At 51.3% G+C, this 23,448-nt stretch carries 18 protein-coding genes, 1 pseudogene and 1 other annotated feature; of the genes and pseudogenes, 9 read left to right on the forward strand and 10 right to left on the reverse strand.

Annotated elements, in window-relative coordinates; translation table 11 throughout:
• Positions 1–314: pseudogene (locus tag G614_RS34590) on the forward strand (IS630 family transposase); the annotation flags it as partial.
• A gap of 210 nt (positions 315–524) precedes the next feature.
• Here G614_RS34590 and G614_RS33400 read toward each other — a convergent pair.
• From G614_RS33400 to G614_RS0118705, 5 genes are all read right to left on the reverse strand, one after another.
• Complete coding sequence (locus tag G614_RS33400; RefSeq protein ID WP_278246004.1) at positions 525–653, reverse strand: hypothetical protein; 129 nt, start codon at positions 651–653, stop codon at positions 525–527.
• 20 nt (positions 654–673) lie between these two features.
• Positions 674–1,015, reverse strand: a complete 342-nt coding sequence (locus G614_RS0118690) for an MmcQ/YjbR family DNA-binding protein (RefSeq protein WP_027643165.1) — start codon at positions 1,013–1,015, stop codon at positions 674–676.
• A gap of 268 nt (positions 1,016–1,283) precedes the next feature.
• Positions 1,284–2,462, reverse strand: a complete 1,179-nt coding sequence (locus G614_RS0118695) for a class I SAM-dependent methyltransferase (RefSeq protein WP_027643166.1) — start codon at positions 2,460–2,462, stop codon at positions 1,284–1,286.
• Between the two features lie 108 nt (positions 2,463–2,570).
• Positions 2,571–6,107, reverse strand: coding sequence for a pyruvate:ferredoxin (flavodoxin) oxidoreductase (nifJ, locus tag G614_RS0118700; protein WP_027643167.1), 3,537 nt, complete (start codon positions 6,105–6,107; stop codon positions 2,571–2,573).
• A gap of 193 nt (positions 6,108–6,300) precedes the next feature.
• Positions 6,301–8,130: a VanW family protein gene (locus G614_RS0118705; RefSeq protein ID WP_027643168.1), complete on the reverse strand. Its 1,830-nt coding sequence runs from the start codon at positions 8,128–8,130 to the stop codon at positions 6,301–6,303.
• Between the two features lie 215 nt (positions 8,131–8,345).
• Between G614_RS0118705 and G614_RS0118710 the strand changes: the two genes are divergently transcribed.
• Together G614_RS0118710 and G614_RS0118715 are read left to right on the forward strand one after the other, a co-directional pair.
• Complete coding sequence (locus tag G614_RS0118710) at positions 8,346–9,185, forward strand: PHP domain-containing protein (protein WP_027643169.1); 840 nt, start codon at positions 8,346–8,348, stop codon at positions 9,183–9,185.
• 127 nt (positions 9,186–9,312) lie between these two features.
• Positions 9,313–9,549 carry a hypothetical protein gene (locus tag G614_RS0118715; protein WP_027643170.1) on the forward strand — a complete coding sequence of 79 codons (237 nt, stop codon included), beginning with the start codon at positions 9,313–9,315 and terminating at the stop codon, positions 9,547–9,549.
• A 141-nt stretch (positions 9,550–9,690) separates the two neighbouring features.
• Here G614_RS0118715 and G614_RS0118720 read toward each other — a convergent pair whose 3' ends face one another.
• Entirely contained in the window at positions 9,691–10,884 is a 1,194-nt protein-coding gene (locus tag G614_RS0118720; protein WP_027643171.1) for an AI-2E family transporter, read from the reverse strand.
• Between the two features lie 11 nt (positions 10,885–10,895).
• On the reverse strand, positions 10,896–12,068 hold the full coding sequence (locus G614_RS0118725) for an alanyl-tRNA editing protein (protein ID WP_027643172.1): 1,173 nt from the start codon (positions 12,066–12,068) through the stop codon (positions 10,896–10,898).
• Positions 12,069–12,280: 212 nt separating this feature from the next.
• Here G614_RS0118725 and G614_RS0118730 point away from each other — a divergent pair, with 212 nt between their 5' ends.
• Entirely contained in the window at positions 12,281–12,532 is a 252-nt protein-coding gene (locus tag G614_RS0118730; RefSeq protein ID WP_027643173.1) for a hypothetical protein, read from the forward strand.
• 89 nt (positions 12,533–12,621) lie between these two features.
• Here the strand turns inward: G614_RS0118730 and G614_RS28060 are convergent, their stop codons facing one another.
• Positions 12,622–12,774 (reverse strand): hypothetical protein, encoded by a 153-nt coding sequence (locus G614_RS28060; RefSeq protein WP_172574404.1) that lies wholly within the window; start codon positions 12,772–12,774, stop codon positions 12,622–12,624.
• Positions 12,775–12,910: 136 nt separating this feature from the next.
• Between G614_RS28060 and G614_RS0118740 the strand changes: the two genes are divergently transcribed.
• Both G614_RS0118740 and G614_RS0118745 read left to right on the forward strand, forming a co-directional pair.
• A complete protein-coding gene (locus G614_RS0118740; protein ID WP_027643174.1) occupies positions 12,911–13,327 on the forward strand; it encodes a hypothetical protein in 417 nt (138 codons plus the stop codon).
• A gap of 44 nt (positions 13,328–13,371) precedes the next feature.
• Positions 13,372–13,653, forward strand: coding sequence for a hypothetical protein (locus G614_RS0118745; RefSeq protein WP_027643175.1), 282 nt, complete (start codon positions 13,372–13,374; stop codon positions 13,651–13,653).
• 57 nt (positions 13,654–13,710) lie between these two features.
• On the opposite strand, the gene G614_RS0118750 is transcribed toward G614_RS0118745, so the two are convergent.
• Positions 13,711–14,595 carry a L,D-transpeptidase family protein gene (locus G614_RS0118750; RefSeq protein WP_242828137.1) on the reverse strand — a complete coding sequence of 295 codons (885 nt, stop codon included), beginning with the start codon at positions 14,593–14,595 and terminating at the stop codon, positions 13,711–13,713.
• A 178-nt stretch (positions 14,596–14,773) separates the two neighbouring features.
• Positions 14,774–17,188, reverse strand: coding sequence for a leucine--tRNA ligase (gene leuS / locus G614_RS0118755; protein WP_027643177.1), 2,415 nt, complete (start codon positions 17,186–17,188; stop codon positions 14,774–14,776).
• Positions 17,189–17,295: 107 nt separating this feature from the next.
• Positions 17,296–17,551: a binding site (T-box leader), on the reverse strand.
• A gap of 259 nt (positions 17,552–17,810) precedes the next feature.
• On the opposite strand from leuS, the gene G614_RS0118760 reads away from it, so the two are divergent.
• From G614_RS0118760 to G614_RS0118770, 3 genes are all read left to right on the forward strand, one after another.
• Positions 17,811–19,343, forward strand: a complete 1,533-nt coding sequence (locus G614_RS0118760) for a DUF1538 domain-containing protein (RefSeq protein ID WP_027643178.1) — start codon at positions 17,811–17,813, stop codon at positions 19,341–19,343.
• Positions 19,333–20,031 (forward strand): hypothetical protein, encoded by a 699-nt coding sequence (locus G614_RS0118765; protein ID WP_027643179.1) that lies wholly within the window; start codon positions 19,333–19,335, stop codon positions 20,029–20,031. Before G614_RS0118760 ends, G614_RS0118765 begins: the two co-directional genes overlap by 11 nt.
• Before the next feature lie 79 nt (positions 20,032–20,110).
• Positions 20,111–23,353: a UvrD-helicase domain-containing protein gene (locus G614_RS0118770; protein WP_027643180.1), complete on the forward strand. Its 3,243-nt coding sequence runs from the start codon at positions 20,111–20,113 to the stop codon at positions 23,351–23,353.
• The last annotated feature ends 95 nt before the right edge of the window (positions 23,354–23,448 follow it).

A 23,448-nucleotide genomic window follows, 5' to 3' on the forward strand; every position in this document is an offset into this window, starting at 1 on the left:
CACATGGCTCCTGGCTGAATATGGTGGAAGGCTTTTTCAGCAAAATGACCCGCCAGATGTTGTCCGGGATTCGTGTAGGCTCGAAAGAGGAACTAAAGGAACGGATTTTGAAATACTTTGAAGAAATCAATGAGGTTCCCGTCCCCTACAAATGGAAATACCGCTTGGACACGATTGATCTTTCGGAAGAGGATGTGGGCACAATCGTCTATGAAGTTGTAAATGCGAAAGCAGCAAGTCCTGAAAACCAAGGGAAACGTGCGCCCAAAGCACGGACACGTAAGCCAAGAAATCAGATTACTACCAATGCTTAAATTGTAAGCTTATTTAAATCGAGTTGTACTAATATTAAATTAGTATAGCACAATCTTGATTTTCTATCAACTAATCAAGAAATACTTTGTCCTGCTTTTGGCATTTTTAAAATTTCCCCGTATTTAGAAGTGAAGAAAGGAATTTTAAAAATTCCTCTCAAAACTTCGTCAAATCTGCCATGCGTGGTGTTGTAGGTAGTGAGAGGATTTTCAGAGGGTTTGGGATACCTCCCAACAAGCTAAAATGCGGCGCATTTTATCGGCAGATAAAGTCTCCCGCTTAAAATGCATGACAATTGTGCCGGGGCCAATTCCTGTGTGTTCGTTCTGCTTATTCATCCTTGTTCTCCTGTCATGTATTATTGTTCCTTACGGTCCCTTGTCAAATCATAGCTTTCGCCTATCATCCGTTTGATATCCGCATCCGGAACACTCCCATCCAGAATCACTGTATTCCAGTGCTTCTTATTCAAATGATATCCCGGACGCACACCGGAATAGGCCTTGCGCCAGAACTCAATCCACTCAGGCGCACATTTCAGATTAATGCAGACCTGTCCCTCCCGCCGGTATATCCAGGCAAATACCCGTTTGTTGGCCCGGTGGCGTATAACAGCCCATTCATGGTCCCTGAAGGGGTAGTCTTCATATACATCTTTATAGGTAAGACAATATGTAATCAAATCTTTTTTTGTCCTCATTTCCTCTCACTCCTTAGCCAATCATCCTATGGCCGACTTCATTGCCCGCTTCACCGGCCCTTTTCCCTGGCCCTTTCCCTCATCCAGTCTCAACCTCCCCCGGTCTCATATTCCTAGATTATATCAGATTTAGCTCTATAAAACCATACTATAAAACACTGACCGGAAAATATTTGGAATCATCTATGAAATAACACCTGTATAAAACATGGAGCGTGGAAATGGCCTCCTTCCACCATTTCCATACTCCACACCACATGTCCCGAGCCTAATACCACCGTACCATAGGCAGCTCATTATTCGCACCCTTGCTCACCAGTATCTGGTGAAGGTCAATGACTCCATTGTGGAATGTAGCCGCGCAGGAGCACAGGTACAAATCCCACATCCGGACAAATTCCTCATCAAACATGTCCTTTATTTCCTCTTCATGTTCCTTGAAATTCTTTTCCCAGCACAGCAATGTCTTGTTGTAATGGTTTCTCAGGTTCTCCACGTCCAAAATATGGAAATCGTGTTCTGCCATCAGGGATATGATTTCCCTGAGACTGGGGATGACACCGCCCGGAAATATATACTTCTTAATCCAGGGATCTCCTGCGTGTTCCTTCTGGCTGCTGATGAAATGGAGAAGGAATACGCCGCCTGGATTCAGCACCTTGTCCACGCAGTCCATGAACCTGCCGTAGTTTTCCCTGCCCACGTGCTCCACCATTCCCACGCTGACCACACGGTCAAATTTCATGCCGCTTTTCGGCAAATCCCTGTAATCCATGAGCTGAACGTTCAGTAGATGTTCCAGCCCTTCCTCCTCTATGCGCTTTTTAAAGCCGTCATACTGCTCCGAACTCAGGGTGATGCCGGTTCCTCTGACTCCGTATTCCCTGGCTGCCCTGATTAACAGAAATCCCCAGCCGCAGCCCACATCCAGAAGGCTCATTCCCTCTTTCAGTGCCAGCTTCTTCAGAATATAATCTGTTTTATTTACCTGGGCCTTATGGAGGGTATCATTTTCTGTCTTAAAATATCCGCAGGAATAGTTCATGGTTTCGTCCAGCCACAGCTTATAAAAATCATTACCGATATCATAATGGGAGGACACCTCCATCTTCTGGTTTTTCCTTGAATTAGAGGGATAAAGGAGCTTCCTCAGATGCAGACGGTTGACAGAAAAACGGTCCATCTGCCCCAGGAAATGGTCCAGAGCCTCATACAGACTCCCCTCCACCTCCAGTTTGCCCTTCATGTAGGCTTCCCCCAATGCCAGGGAGGTGCTGTCCATCAGCTTCCTCACCGGTATGGTTTCCCTGATGTCAACAGCAAACATGGGATTGCCATGACCTACCCGGTCTTCGTGGTCCTTCCATTTTACCAGAAAGGGATAATCTGTAAATCGGTTCAGAAATTGAACCATTGCCTTCTCTTCTAACATACTGGTATCACACATCCTTTCTTCCAGTATTATCCCCTTCTGGAAACAGAATATTCAAAAACCCCGGAGAGCCTAAGCCCTCCGGGGTCCGTAATTCATAAAATATTCAAATCTGACGTAAGATTAGTCGTTGCCGTACAGTGTAACCAGCTTCTCTAAGTAAGCGTAACGCTCCTTAGCCTCTGCCTCGTTACGTGCGAACAGCTCGGCTGCTCTCTCAGGATTCTTCATAGCCAGGGACATATAACGAACCTCGCCCTTTAAGAAGTCCTGATAGGTCTCAAGCTTAGGAGCCTTGGAATCCAGGGAGAACTTCTTCTCAGCTGCCGGGTTGTAACGGAAGTTGTTCCAGTAACCGCACTCTACAGCCAGCTTCTCCTCTGTCTGAGCCTTGTCCATACCCTTCTTAATACCATGGTTGATACATGGAGCGTATGCAATAATCAGGGATGGTCCCGGATAAGCCTCTGCCTCGGCAATCGCCTTAACAGTCTGAGCCATATCAGCGCCCATACAAATCTGTGCAACGTACACATAACCATAGCTCATGGCAATGCTGGCCAGGTCTTTCTTCTTAACGTCCTTGCCGCCTGCAGCGAACTGTGCAACAGCACCTGTCTTGGTAGCCTTGGAGGACTGGCCTCCTGTATTGGAGTAAACCTCAGTATCGTATACCATGATGTTGATGTCCTTACCGGATGCCAGTACGTGGTCAACGCCGCCGAAACCGATATCGTAAGCCCATCCGTCACCACCGAATACCCACTGGGACTTCTTAGCCAGGAAATCTTTATTCTTAACAATGTCTCTGCAGACATCGCAGTCAACGCCGTCCAGAACCGCAACCAGCTTATCGGTAGCAGTGCCGTTCAGAGCGCCGATGCCAAAGGTATCAAGCCACTCCTTGCAGGCTGCCTTCATCTCGTCAGTAGCCTTTTCGTTAGCCATTACGCTCTCAACCTTAGCCTTTAAGCCGTCTCTGATTGCGTTCTGAGCCAGTAACATACCGTAACCAAACTCAGCGTTATCCTCGAACAGGGAGTTGTCCCATGCAGGACCCTGTCCCTTGGCATTCACGGTGTAAGGTGTGGATGGTGAGGAGTTGCCCCAGATGGAGGAGCATCCTGTTGCGTTGGCAATGTACATCCTGTCACCAAACAGCTGGGTAATCAATTTTGCATAAGGAGTCTCGCCGCATCCTGCGCAAGCGCCGGAGAATTCAAGCAGAGGCTGTCTGAACTGGCTGCCCTTAACAGTATTCTCTTTGAACTTAGCCAGAACCTCTTCCTTGATAGGCAGGGACCGACCAAAGTCAAAGATGGCCTGCTCGCCAAGGTTAGCCTCAAGGCTTTCCATAACCAGAGCCTTGTTGCCCTTCATGCCTGGGCACACATTTGCACAGGAACCGCATCCCGTACAATCCAGAGCGGAGATGGTTATGGCAAACTTGTAGTCGGCCATACCTGTCATATCCTTCATCTTCATGTCTGCAGGTGCCTTAGCAGCCTCGTCAGCGGTCATGGCAACCGGACGGATTACCGCGTGAGGACATACATATGAACAGAAGTTACACTGGATACAGTTGTCCGGATTCCATACAGGAACCTTAACAGCGATACCGCGCTTCTCGTATGCGGAGGAACCGGATGGTGTGGAACCATCTGCGTACTCTGTAAATGCGGATACGGGCAGGGAGTTTCCTTCCTGAGCGCTTACCTTTATCTGAATGTTGTTAACAAAGTCAACTACATCCTTTCTTCCCTGGGTTACAACTGCATAGTCAAGACCTTCGTCTTCACAGTTCTTCCAGCTGTCCGGAACCTCTACCTTGTGCATGCCCTTAGCGCCTGCGTCGATAGCAGCCCAGTTCTTCTGAACAACATCCTCGCCCTTGCGGCCGTAGGTTGCCTTTGCAGCGGCCTTCATCAGCTCGTTTGCCTTCTCAGCAGGAATGATGCCGGTCAGCTCGAAGAATGCGGACTGAAGAATGGTGTTGATACGTGTTGGGCCCATGCCTGTCTCAATACCAATCTTTACGCCGTCGATGGTGTAGAAGTTGATGTTGTGGTCTGCGATGAACTTCTTAACCTGTCCCGGAAGATGCTTCTCAAGTCCTTCCATATCCCATGGGCAGTTTAACAGGAACGTACCGCCGTCAACCAGCTCCTGAACCATGTTGTACTTGCGTACATATGCAGGATTGTGGCAGGCAACGAAGTTAGCTGTACGGATTAAATAGGTAGACTTGATTGGGCTGTGTCCGAAGCGCAGGTGGGACATGGTAACGCCGCCTGACTTCTTGGAGTCATAATCAAAGTATGCCTGTGCATACATGTCTGTATTGTCACCGATGATCTTGATGGAGTTCTTGTTTGCACCAACTGTACCGTCAGCGCCCAGACCCCAGAACTTACAGTTTGTGGTTCCCTCAGGAGTGGTAACTAAAGGAGCGCCAATCTCTAAGGACAGGTTTGTAACGTCGTCCACGATACCTACGGTAAATGGAGACTTGGTTGTGTTCTCGTAAACTGCTACAATCTGAGCAGGTGTGGTATCCTTGGAGCCTAAGCCGTAACGTCCGGTTAAAACCTTAACCTGGTCAAACTTGCTTCCCTTAAGAGCAGCCACAACATCCAGGTACAGAGGCTCGCCGATGGCGCCTGGCTCTTTTGTTCTGTCTAATACGGAGATAACCTTAACGGTATCAGGAATGGCGTCAATCAGGGCCTGTACGCAGAATGGTCTGTACAGACGAACCTTAACAACACCAACCTTCTGTCCCTGCTTCACCATGTAGTCGATAGTCTCTTCGATGGTGTCATTGACAGAACCCATGGAGATGATGATGTGCTCAGCGTCAGCAGCGCCGTAGTAGTTGAACAGCTTATAGTCAGTGCCAATCTTGGCATTAACCTTGTCCATATATTCCTGAACGATTGCAGGAAGAGCGTCGTAGTATGGGTTGCAGGCTTCTCTTGCCTGGAAGAAGATGTCAGGGTTCTGAGCGGAGCCTCTCTGGCATGGATGATTTGGATTCAGTGCATGCTTACGGAAAGCATCTACAGCGTCCATGTCAACCATTTCCTTTAAGTCCTCGTAATCCCAGGTCTCAATCTTCTGAATCTCATGGGATGTACGGAAACCGTCGAAGAAGTTGATGAATGGAACCTTGCCCTTGATGGATGCCATATGTGCAACAACAGTCAGGTCCATTACCTCCTGGACGCTGGACTCGCACAGCATAGCGCATCCGGTCTGGCGGCATGCGTAAACGTCGGAGTGGTCACCGAAAATAGATAATGCATGGCTTGCAAGAGCACGTGCAGATACGTTGAATACGCCTGGCAGCTGCTCACCTGCAATTTTATAAAGATTAGGGATCATCAGTAAAAGACCCTGTGATGCTGTGTAGGTGGTGGTCAGAGCACCTGCTGCCAGAGAACCATGTACAGCGCCTGCTGCACCAGCCTCAGACTGCATCTCTGTAATCTGTACTTTACGACCGAAGATATTGGTTCTTCCGTCTGTTGCCCATTCGTCTGTGGCTTCAGCCATAGGTGAGGATGGGGTAATCGGATAGATAGCCGCTACATCAGTAAATGCATATGACGCATGTGCTGCTGCATGGTTACCATCCATGGTTTTCATTTTTCTTGCCATTTTGATTTCCTCCTACAAATAGTGAATATGTAATGGTATACATGTGAGTCTGACCCGGACCCAGGCATGTATGAACATGCTTCGACCCTATGCAGACTGACCTGTTTACTATTATAGCAATTATTTAACAAATTGCAAATGCTTAATCGAAATTACGCCAAAAAAAACAATGTCAATTCTTTGTCTGCTCCTTTTATTCCGGTTTCAGCGGTGCAATCACCGGGTTAGCCCCGCCCGGCCCTGCTGCCGCGGTCTCAGACGGCTGCGGCGCCTGGGTGGGATTAGGTGACGCTGCGGGCGCCGTGGTGGGCGCTGCCGGCTGGGTCACTGTGCCGGGTCCACTCACCTGGGAACCGTTCCCGGAAGGTAAGGAGGTTGTCTCATCACCCGGAATATAGCCGTCCGGCATTCCGTCAATGATTGGCCGTGTCGTCTCTGTGGAAAGGGTGGTTTCCTCAGGCGCCAGCACCACGCCGGTTGTGTTGCGGCGGATAACAGGGGCATGGCCCTTGTATGTGGTCTTATGGTCCTGTTCCCTGGATATTTCCTTTCCGTCTTTATATACCACCTTGTAGGTAATCCATCTGCTTCCCTTGCTGCCTGCGCTCTTCTGAATCTCCACTCCCGGCTCAAGTGTCTGGTCCTCCTCATAGGTAGGTGCGGGCGGGTCCAGCTCCTCCACTTTCTCGGATACCAAATCCAGCTTTGTCCCCTCCTCCAGAATGGGAATTCCATAAATGGAAACCGTTATCTTCTGATCCGCGTAGCCGGCCTTGATACCGATGGATGTGCTGGATGTGTTCTTGAAGCGGAAATCCGGCTGTTCCCAGCTCACCGTGGCATCCTGGCCCGGTGTAATATAGTTGGGTTCAAAGGTATGAGAACGCCTGAAGGTAATGCTCTCCTCTCCCAGCCCTGACCTGTATACTGCATTGTACAGGGTGGTGGATACCTGGCATACGCCTCCGCCGATTTCCTGTACCACCTCTCCGTTGTTATAGGCGGCTGCTCCCTGGTAGCCCTTTGCCTCTGTCCTCTGACCCACTGCCCTGTTAAAGGAGAATTCCTCTCCCGGATGCACCACGGTTCCGTTCAGTGCCTCTGCAGCCAGCCTGATGTTGGTGTTTCGGGCCTTATTGGCTGTTGTCTTTGTGGTAAATGTGCTGATGGTCTTATATTTTTCCTTGGCAGCAGCCGCGCTGATATCCGGTGCTGTCTCGCTTCCCGTAGCTGTGATGGTAGCGTCGAACTTCTTGTCCTGCAGTGCCTTCAGTATGTCTGCCGCCAGCTTCTCCTGGTCAATGGCAAAACCATTCTCTTCCCCGGCAAACACAAAGGCGCCCTTTTCCTTGTCATAGCTGTCAATGGAACCGTTTTTGGCTTTTTTATTCCATTTGGCCGCACAGCTTTCCGCCTCCTTTGCAGCAGCTTCCTCCAGCCCGTCCATGCTCAGTGTATAACTTTCGGCCGGCTCTCCGCTGTAGATTTCATCCAGCAGCGCATCCACCTTTTCCGCCGCAAAATTCGTCACATTATGTGTATCCCCGTCATGGGTAACTGTCATGCTCCAGGGATATTCCTTCAGAATTGCATTCCTGGCCTGGTTCTTGGACATGCCGGTAATGGTGATTCCATCCACCTTGACTTCCTTCATCATCTCTGTCTCGGTTGTCTCTTCCGTGATATCATCCGGTTCTCTTCCTCCGGTACCCTTGAACTTCATGGCCAGTGATATGCACGCAATGAGGATAATAAGGATGACTCCGGCTATGGCAATCTTCTTATAATCCGGTCCCTTCTTTCTCCTGTGAGGGCTGTTGCGCCTGGCTGTCTGGGCCGCATTCATCCTGCCGGCCTGTCCTCCGGAACGGTAGGAATAGGAACCCCTTGAACCGCTGCCTGACGAACTGCTTCTGCCCGTGTTCCTGGACGCTGCGCGTCCCGTTCCTTTATCCGAACCCCTGCTGCGGCTTCTGCCTGCTGAGGAACTTCTTCTGCTATGATTATTCTCTAACTGATTCATACTGTTCACCTGTCATCTCTGCCTATGGATTTATTCACAAATTGTAGTATAACATACTTTATGTAAAATGGAACCGTCTTTTTTGTTTTTTTCAGCCCAATTTTACTTATTGTGAATTTCATGTTAATATATATAAAGTAAGTATTATTAAATTATTAAAAATCAATTACAAGCCTTTTCAAGGTCTTTACATCTTATGATTCGGAGGTCACATCATGTCTTACGTTGATTTACACGTCCACTCAAACGCATCCGATGGCACCCTGTCACCTGAGCAGGTGGTGCACCTGGCCCATGAGGCCGGACTTTCAGCCATCGCGCTTACAGACCACGATACCACGGCCGGAGTTGCCAGGGCCATGGGTGCCGGGGCAAAGCTGGGACTGGAGGTGGTGCCCGGCATCGAGGTGTCCAGCAGTTATAAGAACCACGAAATCCATATACTGGGACTTTTCGTGGACACAGGTTCACCCTCCCTTCAGGCCGCGCTGAAGGAATTCCGCCAGCACAGAGACCAGCGCAACCAGGAGATGCTGGAACGTTTTGATGCCCACGGCATCCACCTTACTGCCGAAGAACTGTGTGCCGGAAACCCTGACACGGTCATCACCAGGGCTCATGTGGCAAGAGCCCTTCTGGCAAGGGGTCTTGGGCCTGATTTGGACCATATTTTTAAGAAGTATCTGAAATACGGAGGCACATACTGCCCGCCCAAGGAATTCCTGCCCCCGGAGGAAGTCATGGAGGCCCTCTTAGACAGCCATGCCTTTGTGGCCCTGTCCCATCCCTTTCAGTATAAGCTGGGGGACAAGGTCACGGAGGAGCTCATCGCCTATCTGGCCGGCCTGGGCATGAAAGGCCTGGAGGTATATCACTCCTCCCACAACCGCCCGGAAAGCGCCAGGCTCCAGGAAATGGCTGCACGCCACCATCTTCTGCCCACAGGCGGCTCCGACTTTCACGGCAGCAATAAACCAGATATTTCCATAGGGACGGGGCGGGGCGGCCTGCGGGTATCCTCCCTGCTGTTAGATGCGATAAAAAACACCCTTTAATCCCTGTATTTTTATGAAAATTCATAATTGCCCTTTTCCCTGCCCTTCTGCTATAATCATATATGTTAAAAAATTAACCATCCTTTTCCATTTCAGGAAAATGCATACAAACACAGGAGGATATGCCATGAAGGTTCAGAATATCACAGACGTAGAAAAGTTTTTCTCTGTCATTGACCAGTGCAAGGGAACCGTGGAGCTTGTATCTCCGGAAGGTGACCGCATCAATCTGAAATCCAAATTAGCCCAGTATCTGTCTATGGCCACCATCTTCTCCAACGGATATATCAAGGAATTAGACCTGGTTGCTCATGAGAAGGAAGACATTGAGCGTTTAATCAAATATATGTATCAGGGAGAATAAGCCTAAGATAAAAAGCATGGAATAACAGGCAGGAATACAGGCAAAGGCAAAGCCCGGAACCATTTGACAGGTTCCGGGCTGTTTTGTTTATCTTAGCTTTGTTATCTTCACTTGATATTCTCTTTTTATTATTCTCAGTCTTTATTCCTGATGCCCCTGGTCCGCATCTTCCTCACAAACCGGCCCGCATACAGTCTCACAGACAACCGCTCCCCTGCCCTTCCTTCCCAGACGCGCATTGACCCCATCCCTTAAAAGGGCATACAGTACGGAACACAGCGGAATGAATATGAGCATTCCCACAATTCCCATCATGCTTCCGCCCACAGTCACGGCCACCAGCACCCATATGGATGGAAGCCCCACGGAATTCCCCACCACATAGGGGTATATCAGGTTTCCCTCTATCTGCTGCAATACAAAGAAGGTAATCGTAAAAACCAGGGCATCCATGGAATTTACCATGAGCATCAGGAACACGCCCACTGCCAGTCCCACAAACGCGCCGAAAATAGGAATCAGGGCCGTAAATGCAATCAGCACCCCAATCAGCAGCGCATAGGGCAGACGTATGACGGTCAGCGCCACAAAAAACATGGTTCCCAGGATCACGGCCTCCACGCACTGTCCTGTAAGGAAATTGGAGAAGGTGCGCTCCGTAAGGGCCGTGATATCCAGAATCCGCCCTACAGCCGGTTCCGGCAGAAATGCCTCCAGCACCTTCTTCATCTGCCGTCCCAGCGTCTCCTTCTGCAAAAGGATATAGATGGCAAAGATAAATCCAATCAGGAATGAGGACACGCCGCTGACAATGGAGACAGCTGCCGAGAAGGTGGTGTTCAGCATGGTTCCCGCCCCGCTCTTTAAAAACGCGGCCATGTTCTGAAACACTTCCTGCCAGTCCACTTCCATCTGGTTCATATATTCCAGTATCTGGGGATTGCTGGCAAATATGCGTTCCGCCTCATCACGCACCCCTGCAAAAAACACAGGGATACTGCTTTGAAGATTCAAAAAAGTCTTTACCAGCTGAGGTGCCACCACAAAGATGACCAGAAACAGGCCGCCTGTAACCAGGAGGATGGTCACCACCAGGCTGACAGGCCGTCTCAGCCTGCCGCTCTCCCCAAACACGGTCAAATGCCTCTCGATATTGCGCATAGGCACGTTCAGTATGAAAGCTATGGCTGCCCCCAGAATAAAGGGCCAGGCAATGTGCATCAATCCGGCCGCCACATCCACCAGACGTCTGTAATTGAATCCCGCAACCACAACCACCACGGTAAAGACAATAAGTCCTCTGATTTTTTTAATTGTATCGCTATTTAATTCCATCGTATCATCCTTTATAATTCTGTCTCTTCCCGGAACGCTGCCTCAATGGCTTCCCGTCCCGCCCGGAAGGTCCCCTGAGCCATGAGGCTGCTGCCCCCGCCCCTGCCGCTCAGACGGCTGTTCAGGGCTTTGCTGAGAGCGCGCATGTCCATCCGGCTGCTGCCCAGGGCATAGTGATATTCGCCGTCCCTGTCATTTCCGGAACACACGGCAGCCACTCCGGCCTTGTTTTCTTCATAGAGAATAGTCGCATACTGTCGAACCTGAACTGGGGTTAAATCCTCCTCAAATACAATGAGGGGGGCTGTGCTTTCCGGGAACTGTCCTGCCTTCAGGGCCAACAGGCTGCTTCCCAGCTTTCCAATCAGGAAATCCCTGTCCTGGCTGTCATTTTTAAGCTTTTCCACTGCATCCGGCACCTGGATGAGCTTGGCTGACAGCAGGTTGGATATCCTGATTTCATCCTTCAGCCTGTCCCTGTAATCCAACAGGGCCCTGCGGCCGCATAACATGGACAAACGAACGCCGCCCTTGTAATGAATCATGCTTCTTATCTTAATGATACCCACTTCACCGGTGTTTTCTACATGTGTGCCGCAGCATGCGCACACATCCCCGCCAGGCACCTCCACAATGCGTACCAGACCGGACAGTTCCTTTTTGCTTCTGTACTCCATAGTCCTGAGTTCTTCCTCAGCGGGATAAAGCACCTTCACGGGGACATTGGCATAGACCAGCTGATTGGCCTCGTCCTCCAGCCAGTCCAGGTCCTCCGGCTCAATGATGCCGTTAAAGTCCACCGTCACTTCCTCGGTCCCCATGTGAAAGCCGACATTATCGTATCCAAAGTGTCTGTGCACCAGACCGGACAGAATATGCTCCCCGGTGTGCAGCTGCATGTTGTCATACCGCCTCTGCCAGTCTATGATTCCCTCTGCCAGGGTCCCCTCCTCTATGGGCTGCGCCAGTTCATGGATCACCTGCTCCCCCTTCTCATGGACGGACAGCACGTGAATCCCGTTTAAGGTTCCTGTATCATAGGGCTGTCCCCCTCCTTCAGGGTAAAAACCAGTCTGGTTCAGAGTCACCAGCCAGGTTCCTTTCCCGCTCTCCTCACAGTGCTCCACCGTGCACATGAACGACTTTACATAGGGGGTCTGGTAATATAATCTGCTTCTGTCCATTCTCAAAGCCTCTTTTCTTTTTCATCTGACGGACCATCTTTTCCTTCCTTTGTCAGAAAACGATCCGCACAGTATCATGCCTGCCGACATTATACTATATATCCCGGCCTTGTACCAACAAAAATTTTCTAAATTTTATCAAATTGTGGAAACATGAGCAAGCAGGGCTTCATATGATACAGTGTAATTAAACTTTATATGGAGGAATTAACATGAGTGATGTAGCAGCAACAAACTGCAGTTGTGACTGTGGATGCGGATGTGGAACAGGAGGCAGCGGATGCGGATGCAATATCATCTGGCTTATCCTGATTCTGTGCTGCTGTGGAGGCGGCAGCGGCTTCGGACATAGCGACTGCGGTAGCGGTTGTGGCTGTGGGTGCAGCTTTGGAGGCGGATGCGGAGATATTATCTGGCTCATCTTAATCCTGTGCTGCTGTGGCGGCGGTGGCTTCTGCTGCTAATTCCCACCTCTAAAAAATCCTTCACCAAAGAATCAAAGGAACAGGGAGTGCTTCACCACTCCCTGTTTTTTCTTGCAGGGAAGCCGGGCTTATTTGCCGGCCTCACCTGTCTCCCCGGGCGAAAAAGGGCTTTTTGTGCCTCGGTTCTTACCCCCATACCCCTTTCTTCCCTGTCTCTGCTTTAAGCATTCCTCATCTATTTCATATACTGCATTTCCATCTATAATCAAACGGCTGTACATGGATTTCACTCTCCTTCCATACTTATAATATATGCAGTGTCCAGGCTTTGGCTCATTGTGCCGGAAAATAAGTGGCATGTAACAAGCCCCTCCCGCATAAATTGGAAGCAAAGAAAGAAAAGGCTGGTGGAAATACATGAATCCATCTGATGACTATAAACTAACCGACCTGGACTATCTCATAGGCGACCACCATCTGCAGATGATTAAGGCCTCCCTCCCCTACCTGGGCGTTCCCGAACAAAAGGCCATCTCCCTGTTTGTCAAGGCTCAGGAACTGCGAAAAACAATGGAGCTCTTTGAGACTGAGGAGGTAGCAACCATGGGCATCTGCTCCCTGGACCGTCCCCAGGGAAACGGGTCCCTGCGCGACATGCTGAAGGCCATACGTCCATATGGGAATCCCATGGAGCAGGATATAATTGACATGGCCGAAACCCTGATGGAGGGCCAGACTCCCATGGAACAGCTGCGCAGGTTCCTGACACCGGAGCAGCAATCCCGTTTTGAGACCATGGAAATGATATTCACAGCCATGCAGGCCATGGCCTGATACGGCCAATCACTGAACTCCATTACAGAAAGGACTACATAATTATGGATAACAGCTGGAAACAAGACCCCAGGCTCAAGGCCATGAACAAAGATAAACTGGCCATGCTCACTGAATTTGCGGAGCGGATTGAACATTCAGACAAAAATAACCTGATGGAGGCATTCATGACCATCAACATGGAAGCCAGGCAAAAGGGCGTACATTTTAACGACAGGGAGACAGACCTTCTGGTCAACATCCTCAGTTCCAGGATGCCTCCCTCTGAGAAAAAGAAAATTGATTTATTAAAAATGCTTTCAAAAAAAATGGCAGGGCCGCGCTGATGGCGCCCCTGCCTCTGCCTTATGAAATCATTTTAACCTGAAGCATTTTACCCGGAATTATTTTAACCGTTCCAAATCCGGTGCAATCACAATCTTAGTGTGCTCTGTGGCTGACTGTACCAGCTCCTTTGCCCTTTCCTGAGGCAGGCGGATACAGCCCGCGGAGCCATTATCCCTGGATGCGGTAAAGCAGTGAAGAAAGATGGCAGATCCCTTTCCGGGCTCACATGCTTCATTATAATCCAATGCCAAGGCGTAATTATAGTACGGTGAAGCAGCCGCCATGTTCTCTGCGGAGTTCCAGTTCTTTACAGCCTGTGATGTATTGACCAGCTTGTTATAATAGGGACTGGCTGAATCATCCACCCAGTAATCGCCTTTTGTAATCTTATGGTAGGGAAGGATGCTGCCTGGATTTTCCTTGAGCCCAAAAGCCATGGTAAATCCATATGTACCGGAAGGCGTGCTTCCGTCTCCCTCTGCCTTCTGGTCCGTAATGCCGTTTCTGCCTACAATGCCTGCTTCCTTCCAGGCCATCTCCCAGGCTTCCCCTGACTTCTTATAATAATATACATCTGCGCCGCAGCCGCCGGTGCCCACTACTACCACCAGCTGGTCCGCATCCTTTGCTCCTTCCAGATTCTGGGGCTGTATGACACCGTTCTCCACTGCCGCCTTCTTTTCCTGAGGTTCTGCTTCCGAAACAGCCAGAACCCCCGGCCCCTGGTCCGTCAAGTTCATGGCTTTCCCTGCGCCTGTCCTGCCGGCAGCCATAGCCGTAAGACTTCCCGCTGCCATCATGACTCCTGCCAGAACCAGTGCTGCCGCTGCCCTGCCTATTTTACGGCCCGCCCCGCTCTTTCCGTATATTCCGCTTTTTCCATACATTTCGTTCTTTCCGTACATTTCGTTCTTTCCGCATGCTCTTCTCTCATGTCTCATCGCCGTCACCTCAATATCATGTTTTGCCCATTTCCTATTATAACCTGCAATAACAGGAAATGTTATTTCTTTTTTCTTACATTTCCCGCCGGAAACCCCTACATAAAAATGCCTGCCCAGTCCATGTGTTACCGGCTGCGCAGGCATTCAGTCTCCCGCGGATATACGGGATTCTGATTTATTTACACACAATATTGATAATCTTTCCAGGCACGTAGATTTCCTTCACAACATTGCCGGTCAGCTTTTCCTTCACTGCTTCCCTGCCTGCGGCAATGGTATCTTCCTTGGAGCTGTCAGCACTGATGCTGATGACGGCGCGTGTCTTTCCGTTAATCTGGACAGCCACTTCGATCTCATCGTCCTTCATGGCCTCCTCATCGCATTCCGGCCACTGTGCATGGAATACGCTGTCGGTACCGCCTAACTGCTGCCACAGCTCCTCTCCGATATGGGGAGCAAAGGGCGCCAGAAGAATTACAAAGGTCTTAAGGGTCTCCTTGTCAATTCCGCCTTCCTTCCTTGCCAGCTCTATGAGCTTATTGTTGTACTCCATGAAACCGGAAATCACGGTGTTGAGGCTGAACTGGTTGAAGCGGTATTCAATGTCATATACCAGCTTATGGCGCAGCTTTATCATTTCCTTGGACGCCTTCACATCCTTATCCTTGTTGTCCATCACCAAATTCCAGAAACGGTTCAGGAAGCGGGATACGCCCTCGATGCCCCGGTCATCCCACTCTGCATCCAGCTCCGGCGGTCCCACAAACAGCTCGTAAAGCCTTAAGGAGTCGCAGCCGTAATCCCTTACCAAATCGTCGGGAGAAACAACGTTGCCCTTGGATTTGCTCATTTTGATGCCGTTCTTGCCGGTAATCATACCCTGGTTGAACAGCTTCTTGAAAGGCTCGTCAAAGTCAATAGCGCCTATATCGCACAGAAACTTGGTGTAGAAACGTGAATACAGCAGATGGAGCACCGCATGTTCCACGCCGCCGATATACATATCCACCGGAAGATACTTGTCTGCCTTTTCCCTGGATACCAGCTCTTCCTTGTTGTGGCTGTCCACATAGCGCAGGAAGTACCAGGAGGAACCAGCCCACTGGGGCATGGTGTTTGTCTCTCTCTTGGCAGGAGCGCCGCAGACAGGACAGGTGGTGTTGACCCATTCGTCAATGGCAGCCAGAGGTGACTCGCCGGTTCCTGTTGGCTGGTAGCTCTCCACCTCGGGAAGCTTTAACGGCAGCTGGTCCTCAGGCACAGGCACGCAGCCGCACTTGGGGCAGTGGATGATGGGGATGGGCTCGCCCCAGTAACGCTGGCGTGAGAATACCCAGTCCCTCAGCTTGTAGTTGACCGTCTTATGGCCAAAGCCCTTTTCCTCTATCATATGAGGCGCTTCCTTTTTAAGGACAGCAGACTCCATGCCGTTCCAATCACCGGAATTAATCATGATGCCGTTTGCCTCGGTATACGCCTCGGTCATGTCCTCGATTTCCTTGCCGTCCTTTGCGATTACCTGTACAATGGGCAGGCCGAACTTTTTGGCAAACTCAAAGTCCCTGTCGTCGTGGGCAGGCACGCACATGATGGCGCCGGTACCGTAATCAGCCAGTACATAATCAGACAGCCAGATAGGCGTCCTTGCGCCGTTCAGCGGATTAATTGCATAACTTCCGGTAAACACGCCTGTCTTTTCCTTTGCCTGCATACGGTCCACATTGGAACGCATGGAAGAATCGAAAATATATTTTTCCACTGCTTCCCTTGTCTCATCGGTGGCCAGGCTCTTAGCCAGGGCATGCTCCGGCGCCAGTACCATGAAGGTGGCTCCGTAAAGGGTGTCCGGCCTGGTGGTGTACACGGTAATCTTCTCCTCACGCCCGTCAATGGGGAAATCCACCTCTGCGCCGTATGACTTGCCGATCCAGTCAGTCTGCATCTTCTTGACCTTCTCAGGCCAGTCCAGCTTATCCAGATCATTTAACAGACGCTCTGCGTAAGCAGTAATCTTAAGCATCCACTGGCGCAGATTCTTCTTGGTAACCGTGGTGCCGCAGCGCTCGCAGCATCCGTTGACCACTTCCTCGTTTGCCAGTCCGGTCTTACAGGAAGGACACCAGTTAATGGGGAATTCCTTTTCATAGGCCAGGCCCTTCTTGAACATCTGGACAAAAATCCACTGGGTCCATTTGTAGAAATCCGGATCCGTGGTGTTCACTTCCATATCCCAGTCATAAATTGCCGCAATCTGCTTGATCTGGCGCTTGATATTCCTTATGTTTGCCTCTGTGGACTTAGCCGGATGGACGCCCATCTTAATAGCGTAGTTCTCAGCAGGAAGGCCGAAGGCATCCCATCCCATGGGATGAATGACATACTTTCCCTTTAACAGCTGATACCGGCTCCAGACATCTGAAATCACATATCCTCTCCAGTGTCCTACGTGAAGGCCGCTGCCTGAGGGGTATGGGAACATATCCAGACAGTAATACTTTTCCTTCCTGCCATCGTTCACATTGATGGGCTTCTCTTTCCAGTTCTCACGCCACTTTTTCTCAATGGCGCTGTGGTTGTACTGTGTTGCCATAATCTCATTCCTCCATTGGTTATCTAAGGGGATGATTCCCCTTTATCCAGACAGCATACCGGCTCCGCATAGTTTTTTGTCAAATATAAAAGCCCTGCGCCTCTATTGCTAGAGACGCAGGGCTGAAAATCCCCGCGCGGTACCACTCTGGTTCATGCTGTCTGACGCATGCGCTTAATCCTCTTATAACGGTAAGGTCTCCGTCCTGTCCTACTGGTTCCCGATCCCCCGTTTCCGGCGGTCCTTCCTCGTTGGGGCAGGCTACTCCAGGGCCAGTTCAACAACCATCCGTCACCGGCTCTCACCAGCCGCCGGCTCTCTGCATCCATCCGGTTATCTACTCTTCCCTATCTGCGTATTTGCACTGACTCTTAATTTAACATATTTCCCAAACAGTGTCAACTGTTACCAGACAAAAAATTCCCTGCCGCGGTCTATGACCAGGCTGCCTTATAGGCTGTCTTGGAGCGCTTTGTGGATTCATTATACTACTGCGCTGTCCTGGATTCAATGAGTTTCTTAACATAATTCTAACGGTCCCTTCTCTTGCCTTTCCGTTTGTCCTTATGTTAAGCTAAAATATATATGTTAACATAAACAACGGACAACAGGAGGTAATTTATTGAATCAGAAGCTAAAAGAAAAAATCACAGAATCCTTATCATCTGTGCTGCCCGTTACCTGCATTGTATTAATCCTTGGGATCACCATCACCCCCATTCCCCTGGACCCGCTGATGCTGTTTCTGGCAGGGGCAGCCTTCCTTATTATAGGAATGGGATTCTTCACCCTGGGAGTGGATATGTCCATGATGCCCATTGGAGAAAAGGTAGGTGCGCAGCTGGCCAAGGCAAAGAAGCTTCCGGTCATCGTCATTGCATGTATCATCATAGGCGCCATGGTAACAGTGGCCGAACCGGACCTGCAGGTCCTGGCCAGACAGACACCGGCAGTGCCGGACATGGTGCTCATCCTCGCAGTAGCTGCAGGAGTCGGCTTCTTCCTGGCACTTGCATTCCTCCGCTCCCTCTTCGGCTGGAGCCTTTCCCACATCCTTCTGGTCTGCTACATCATTATCTTCATCCTGGCCTTCTATATTCCAGGTGATTTTCTGGCTGTAGCCTTTGATTCCGGCGGTGTGACAACAGGTCCTATTACGGTTCCCTTTATCATGGCCCTGGGCGTGGGGCTTTCTTTCATCGGCCAGGGAAAAAATGCGGACAGCGACAGCTTTGGACTGGTGTCCCTTTGTTCCATAGGTCCCATCCTCTCTGTCATGATACTGGGACTTCTGTTCCGGTCATCTTCCGGCTCCTATGAACCCATGACCATTCCTTTCATCAGCAATTCCCAGGACCTGTGGCTGGCATTCCAGAGTGAACTTCCCCACTATGCGGCGGAGGTATTCACAGCCCTGTTCCCCATCCTGGCATTTTTCCTGCTCTTTCAGATATTTTTCCTGAAAATGCGCAAACGCCAGGTGGTGAAGATTCTGGTGGGAATGCTGTATTCCTACATCGGGCTGACGCTGTTCCTTACGGGCGTAAATGTGGGCTTCATGCCCGCCGGAAGCTATCTTGGAAAACAGATGGCATCCCTTCCCTATCGCTGGATTCTGGTGCCCGTAGCCATGCTCATCGGTTATTACATCGTCAAGGCAGAGCCTGCCGTACAGGTACTGAACAAGCAGGTGGCGGACGTGACCGGCGGAAGCATATCCGAAAAGACCATGATGACCGGTCTTTCCATCGGCATGGCCCTGTCACTGGGCCTCTCCATGTTCCGGGTCATCACAGGACTGCCTCTCATGGCCTTCCTGCTGCCGGGCTATGCCCTGGCTCTGGGACTTTCCTTTGTGGTACCCCCGGTCTTTACATCCATTGCCTTTGACTCAGGAGGAGTCGCATCCGGCCCCATGACAGCCACCTTTCTTCTTCCACTGTGCATGGGCGCCTGCGAGGCCCTGGGCGGCAATATCCTGACCGACGCCTTTGGCATCGTGGCCATGGTAGCCATGACCCCTCTCATCATCATCCAGCTCATCGGACTGTCCTATGAGCTGAAAACCCGCAGGGAGAAAGCTGTTTCCAGACATCCTGTGGTGGATATGAACCAGGAATTCATTAATTTAGAGGAGGAGCCTTATGAGCCATAAAAGCATAAAGCTGGCAGCCGCCATCGTAAACCGGGGAGCCGGAAACAGGGCAGCTTCCATATTCCATACATACAACCATGAAATACTGCTTGCAGTCAGGGGACACGGCACAGCCAGCTCGGCTGTCATGGACTGTCTGGGACTGGATGAGCCTGAGAAGGACCTGGTTCTGGGCCTTTCAACCAAAGCCGACGCAGACCGCCTGCTCCATGCCCTTGGCAGGGAAATGGAATTTTACAAGCCGGGCCACGGCATCGCTTTCACCCTGTCTCTTACAGGCATCAGTCTCGCTGCCATGGACATTTTAAGCCGGCACGAAGACCAGACAGCCCCAAACAGCCACACCGCAGAACACAAGGAGGATATTCCCATGACAAATTCCCATTCCTATGAATTAATTGCTTCCGTCATCCACACCGACCTGTCCGCGCCGGTTATGGAGGCTGCCAGAAAGGCCGGCTGTCAGGGCGGCACCCTGATAAAGGCCAGGGAAATAGGTACCGATGCCGGCAAAAAGCTGTTCGGCATGACTCTTTCCCAGGAAAAAGCCATACTGCTGATCCTGACCCCTGCAGACTTAAGGCTTCCCATACTGAAGGCCATATGCGAGACCGTGATGAAGGAAACCGGAGAACATGCAGTGGCAATTTCCCTGCCCGTGGATGCGGTGGAGGGACTGGCCGGTTGATGCTGGCAGAAAAAACCGCTTTCTTTTTAGGATGAATCCTTTATAATAAATACTATCAAAGGAAAGCAGGTGCATCGCAATGTACATTGGTGATTTACATATCCACTCCCGCTACTCCAGGGCCACCAGCAAGGAGCTTACGCCGGAGCACCTGGACTTATGGGCGGGAAAAAAGGGAATTAACATTGTAGGTACGGGAGACTTTACCCATCCGGCCTGGAGATCGGAGCTGGCTGAAAAGCTGGAGCCCGCCGAGCAGGGTCTTTACATGCTTAAAAAGGAATATTCCTTACAGCGCCCGTCCGTACTGGGCCAAAGCAGCCCCCGTTTTGTTATCAGCGGGGAAATCAGCTCCATTTACAAGAAAAACGGCCGTGTGCGCAAGGTACACAGCCTTATCCTCCTGCCCAGCCTGGAAGCGGCCGAAGTCCTTTCCAGGCGGCTGGAAGCCATCGGCAACATACATTCGGACGGACGCCCCATCCTGGGTTTGGACTGTCACGACCTTTTGGCCATAACACTGGAGGCATGCCCGGATGCCATCTATGTTCCGGCTCATATCTGGACCCCGCATTTTTCACTGTTCGGGGCATTTTCCGGTTTTGATACCATTGAAGAGTGCTATGAGGAGCTGACTCCCCAGATTCATGCCCTGGAGACAGGACTGTCCTCTGATCCTGCCATGAACTGGAGGCTGTCAGCCCTTGATTCCTTCCAGCTCATCTCCAACTCTGACGCCCACTCTCCCTCCAAACTGGGCAGGGAGGCAAGCCTATTTGACATCCCCATGTCCTATGCAGGGCTCTACGGCGCCATACAGAGGGGCGAGGGCCTTAAGGGCACCATTGAATTCTTTCCTGAAGAGGGCAAATATCATTTTGACGGCCACCGGAAATGCCATCTCTGCCTCAGTCCCTCCCAGGCCAGAAAATATAACGGCATATGTCCTGTCTGCGGCAGAAAACTGACCACAGGCGTACTTCACCGAATTGAACAGCTGGCCGACCGGGACGAGGATTTCCTGCTGCCCCAGGGACGTCCATTTGAAAACCTGGTGCCCCTGGGCGAGGTCATTGCCACCTCTGTGGGTTCCTCCCCGTCCAGCGTAAAGGTTTCCAGGCAGTATGAGCACCTGCTGGAGGAACTGGGCAATGAATTTTATATTCTGCGCCAGGCCCCGCTGGAGGATATCAGCCATGTGGCCGGATCCCTGACAGCAGAGGGTATACGCCATCTCAGGGACGGCAGGGTCCAGTGGAGGCCCGGCTATGACGGCGAGTACGGGGCCATGCGTCTGTTCCAGTCAGCAGAGCTTGACAATGTGGAGGGGCAGCTGTGCATGACGTTTGATACAGCGGAAGCGGACCTGCACGAAACGATGAGCCCAGCGATTCCGGGAGCAGCTGACCTGCCGGCTTCCCACAGTACACCAGTTTCCCACAGCATACCGGTTCCCCACGGCACACCGGCTTCCCGCGAAACAGCCGTCTCAAATATACTGACAGTTTCCATGCCCTCATCTGCCCTGAATCAGGACCAGCAGCAGGCCGTGGAATCCGTGTTCCCGGTGACAGCCGTAATAGCCGGTCCTGGTACAGGCAAAACAAAGACACTGGTGTCGCGCATCGAACACCTTATAGGGGAGCGGGGCGTAAGACCTTCTGAGATTACGGCCGTCACCTTTACAAACAAGGCCGCGAAGGAGCTGACCCAGAGAATCCGCCAGGCACTGCCCGGCAAGCGCAGCCTGAACCAGATGCAGGTCGGGACCTTCCATTCCCTCTGCTACCGGCTGTTAGCCCAGGCCGGAATAGAGCTGTCCCTGGCAGACCAGGGACAGGCGGAAGAATGCGCCGGAGAAACCATAGCAGCCCTGGAACTTGCCTGCACTGTCAAGCAGTTTCTCACTGCCGTCTCTCTGCATAAGGCAGGGCTGACCACCGCAGAAGGCATTGCAGCCGATATGACCGATGGTTCTGCAGGGGAAACCAACTTCTCCCTGACACCGGAAGCAGCAGCCCGGTACCAACAGGCACTGGACAGCAGGAAGCTTATGGACTTCGACGACCTGCTTCTCAACATGCTGCGCCTTCTTGAGCAGGAACAGAAAACAGAATACAGGAAGCAGCATTTTTCCTATCTGCTGGTGGATGAATTCCAGGACATCAACCCGGTCCAGTACCAGCTCATCAAGGCATGGAACAAGGGCGGACGGGAACTCTTTGTCATCGGTGACCCGGACCAGTCCATCTACGGCTTCCGGGGTTCTGACAGCCGGTGCTTCGACCTGCTGGAACAGGATTTTCCGGGAACCAGCACCATACGGCTTACCACCGGCTACCGCTCCACCCCGGAGATACTCTCCGCCTCTCTTCCTCTCATCTCCCGCAATCCGGGCGGTGAGCGCAGGCTTTCGGCCGCCCGTCCCCATGGCGAGCCGGTGCGTCTGGTGACAGCGGAAACCAGTCTGCCGGAGTCCATCTTCATTGCCAAGGAAATCAACCGCATGGTCGGCGGCATCGACATGCTGGACGCCCACAGCCACACTCCCGGCCTGTGGGATACTGCCAGGAGCTTTGCCGACATTGCCGTCCTCTACCGCACCAATCATCAGGCCCGCCTGCTGGAACAATGCCTGCAAAAGGAGGGAATCCCTTACATGGTAGCAGGAAGGGAGGATTATCTGGATAATCCGGCTGTCCAGGGTACCATCTCCTTCTTCGGAGCCCTGCTTAAACAGTCCGGGATAACTGGAGACACGCTGGAGCTCTGCAGAAAACGCATTTCCCCTTCCGCTGATTACAGCGGCCTGGAAGAACGTTTCCTGCCAAGACTAAAAAAAGACAGGCCCTGGAAGCTTCTGGAGGACTGGATTTCATGCCTGGGACTGGGCGCAGACAAGTCCATGGACACCTTTGTCCGCATGTCCTATTTCCACAAGACCATGGAGGATATGCTGAACACACTGGCCTTTGGACAGGCCCACGACCTGAAACGAAGCGGCCAGAACTCCTGCCCCTCCGATGCAGTGACACTCATGACCCTGCATGCCTCAAAGGGCCTGGAATTCCCGGTGGTCTTTCTCTATGGCTTAAAACAGGGAATCCTTCCCCTTAAAACAGGAAAGGGACCTGTGGAGCTGGATGAGGAACGCCGCCTTATGTATGTGGGCATGACAAGGGCCAGGGACGAATTAATTCTCACCACCTCAGAGGAACCCTCCTCGTTCTTAGGGGAGCTTCCCAAAGATGCCTGCCGCGTTGAAAAGGCCCAGTCTTCCGGCAGTGAGATAAAGCAGCTGAGTCTCTTTGATTTCATGTAAGATTTTGAGGACCGGGGCTCCTCCGCCGGCTTTCCCCCCTCAATGCCAAAAGACCTGACGCATACCACATAGATGGCTGCATCAGGTCTTTTCAC

Source organism: [Clostridium] clostridioforme AGR2157 (genome assembly GCF_000424325.1).
Taxonomy (GTDB): Bacteria; Bacillota; Clostridia; order Lachnospirales; family Lachnospiraceae; genus Enterocloster; species Enterocloster clostridioformis_A.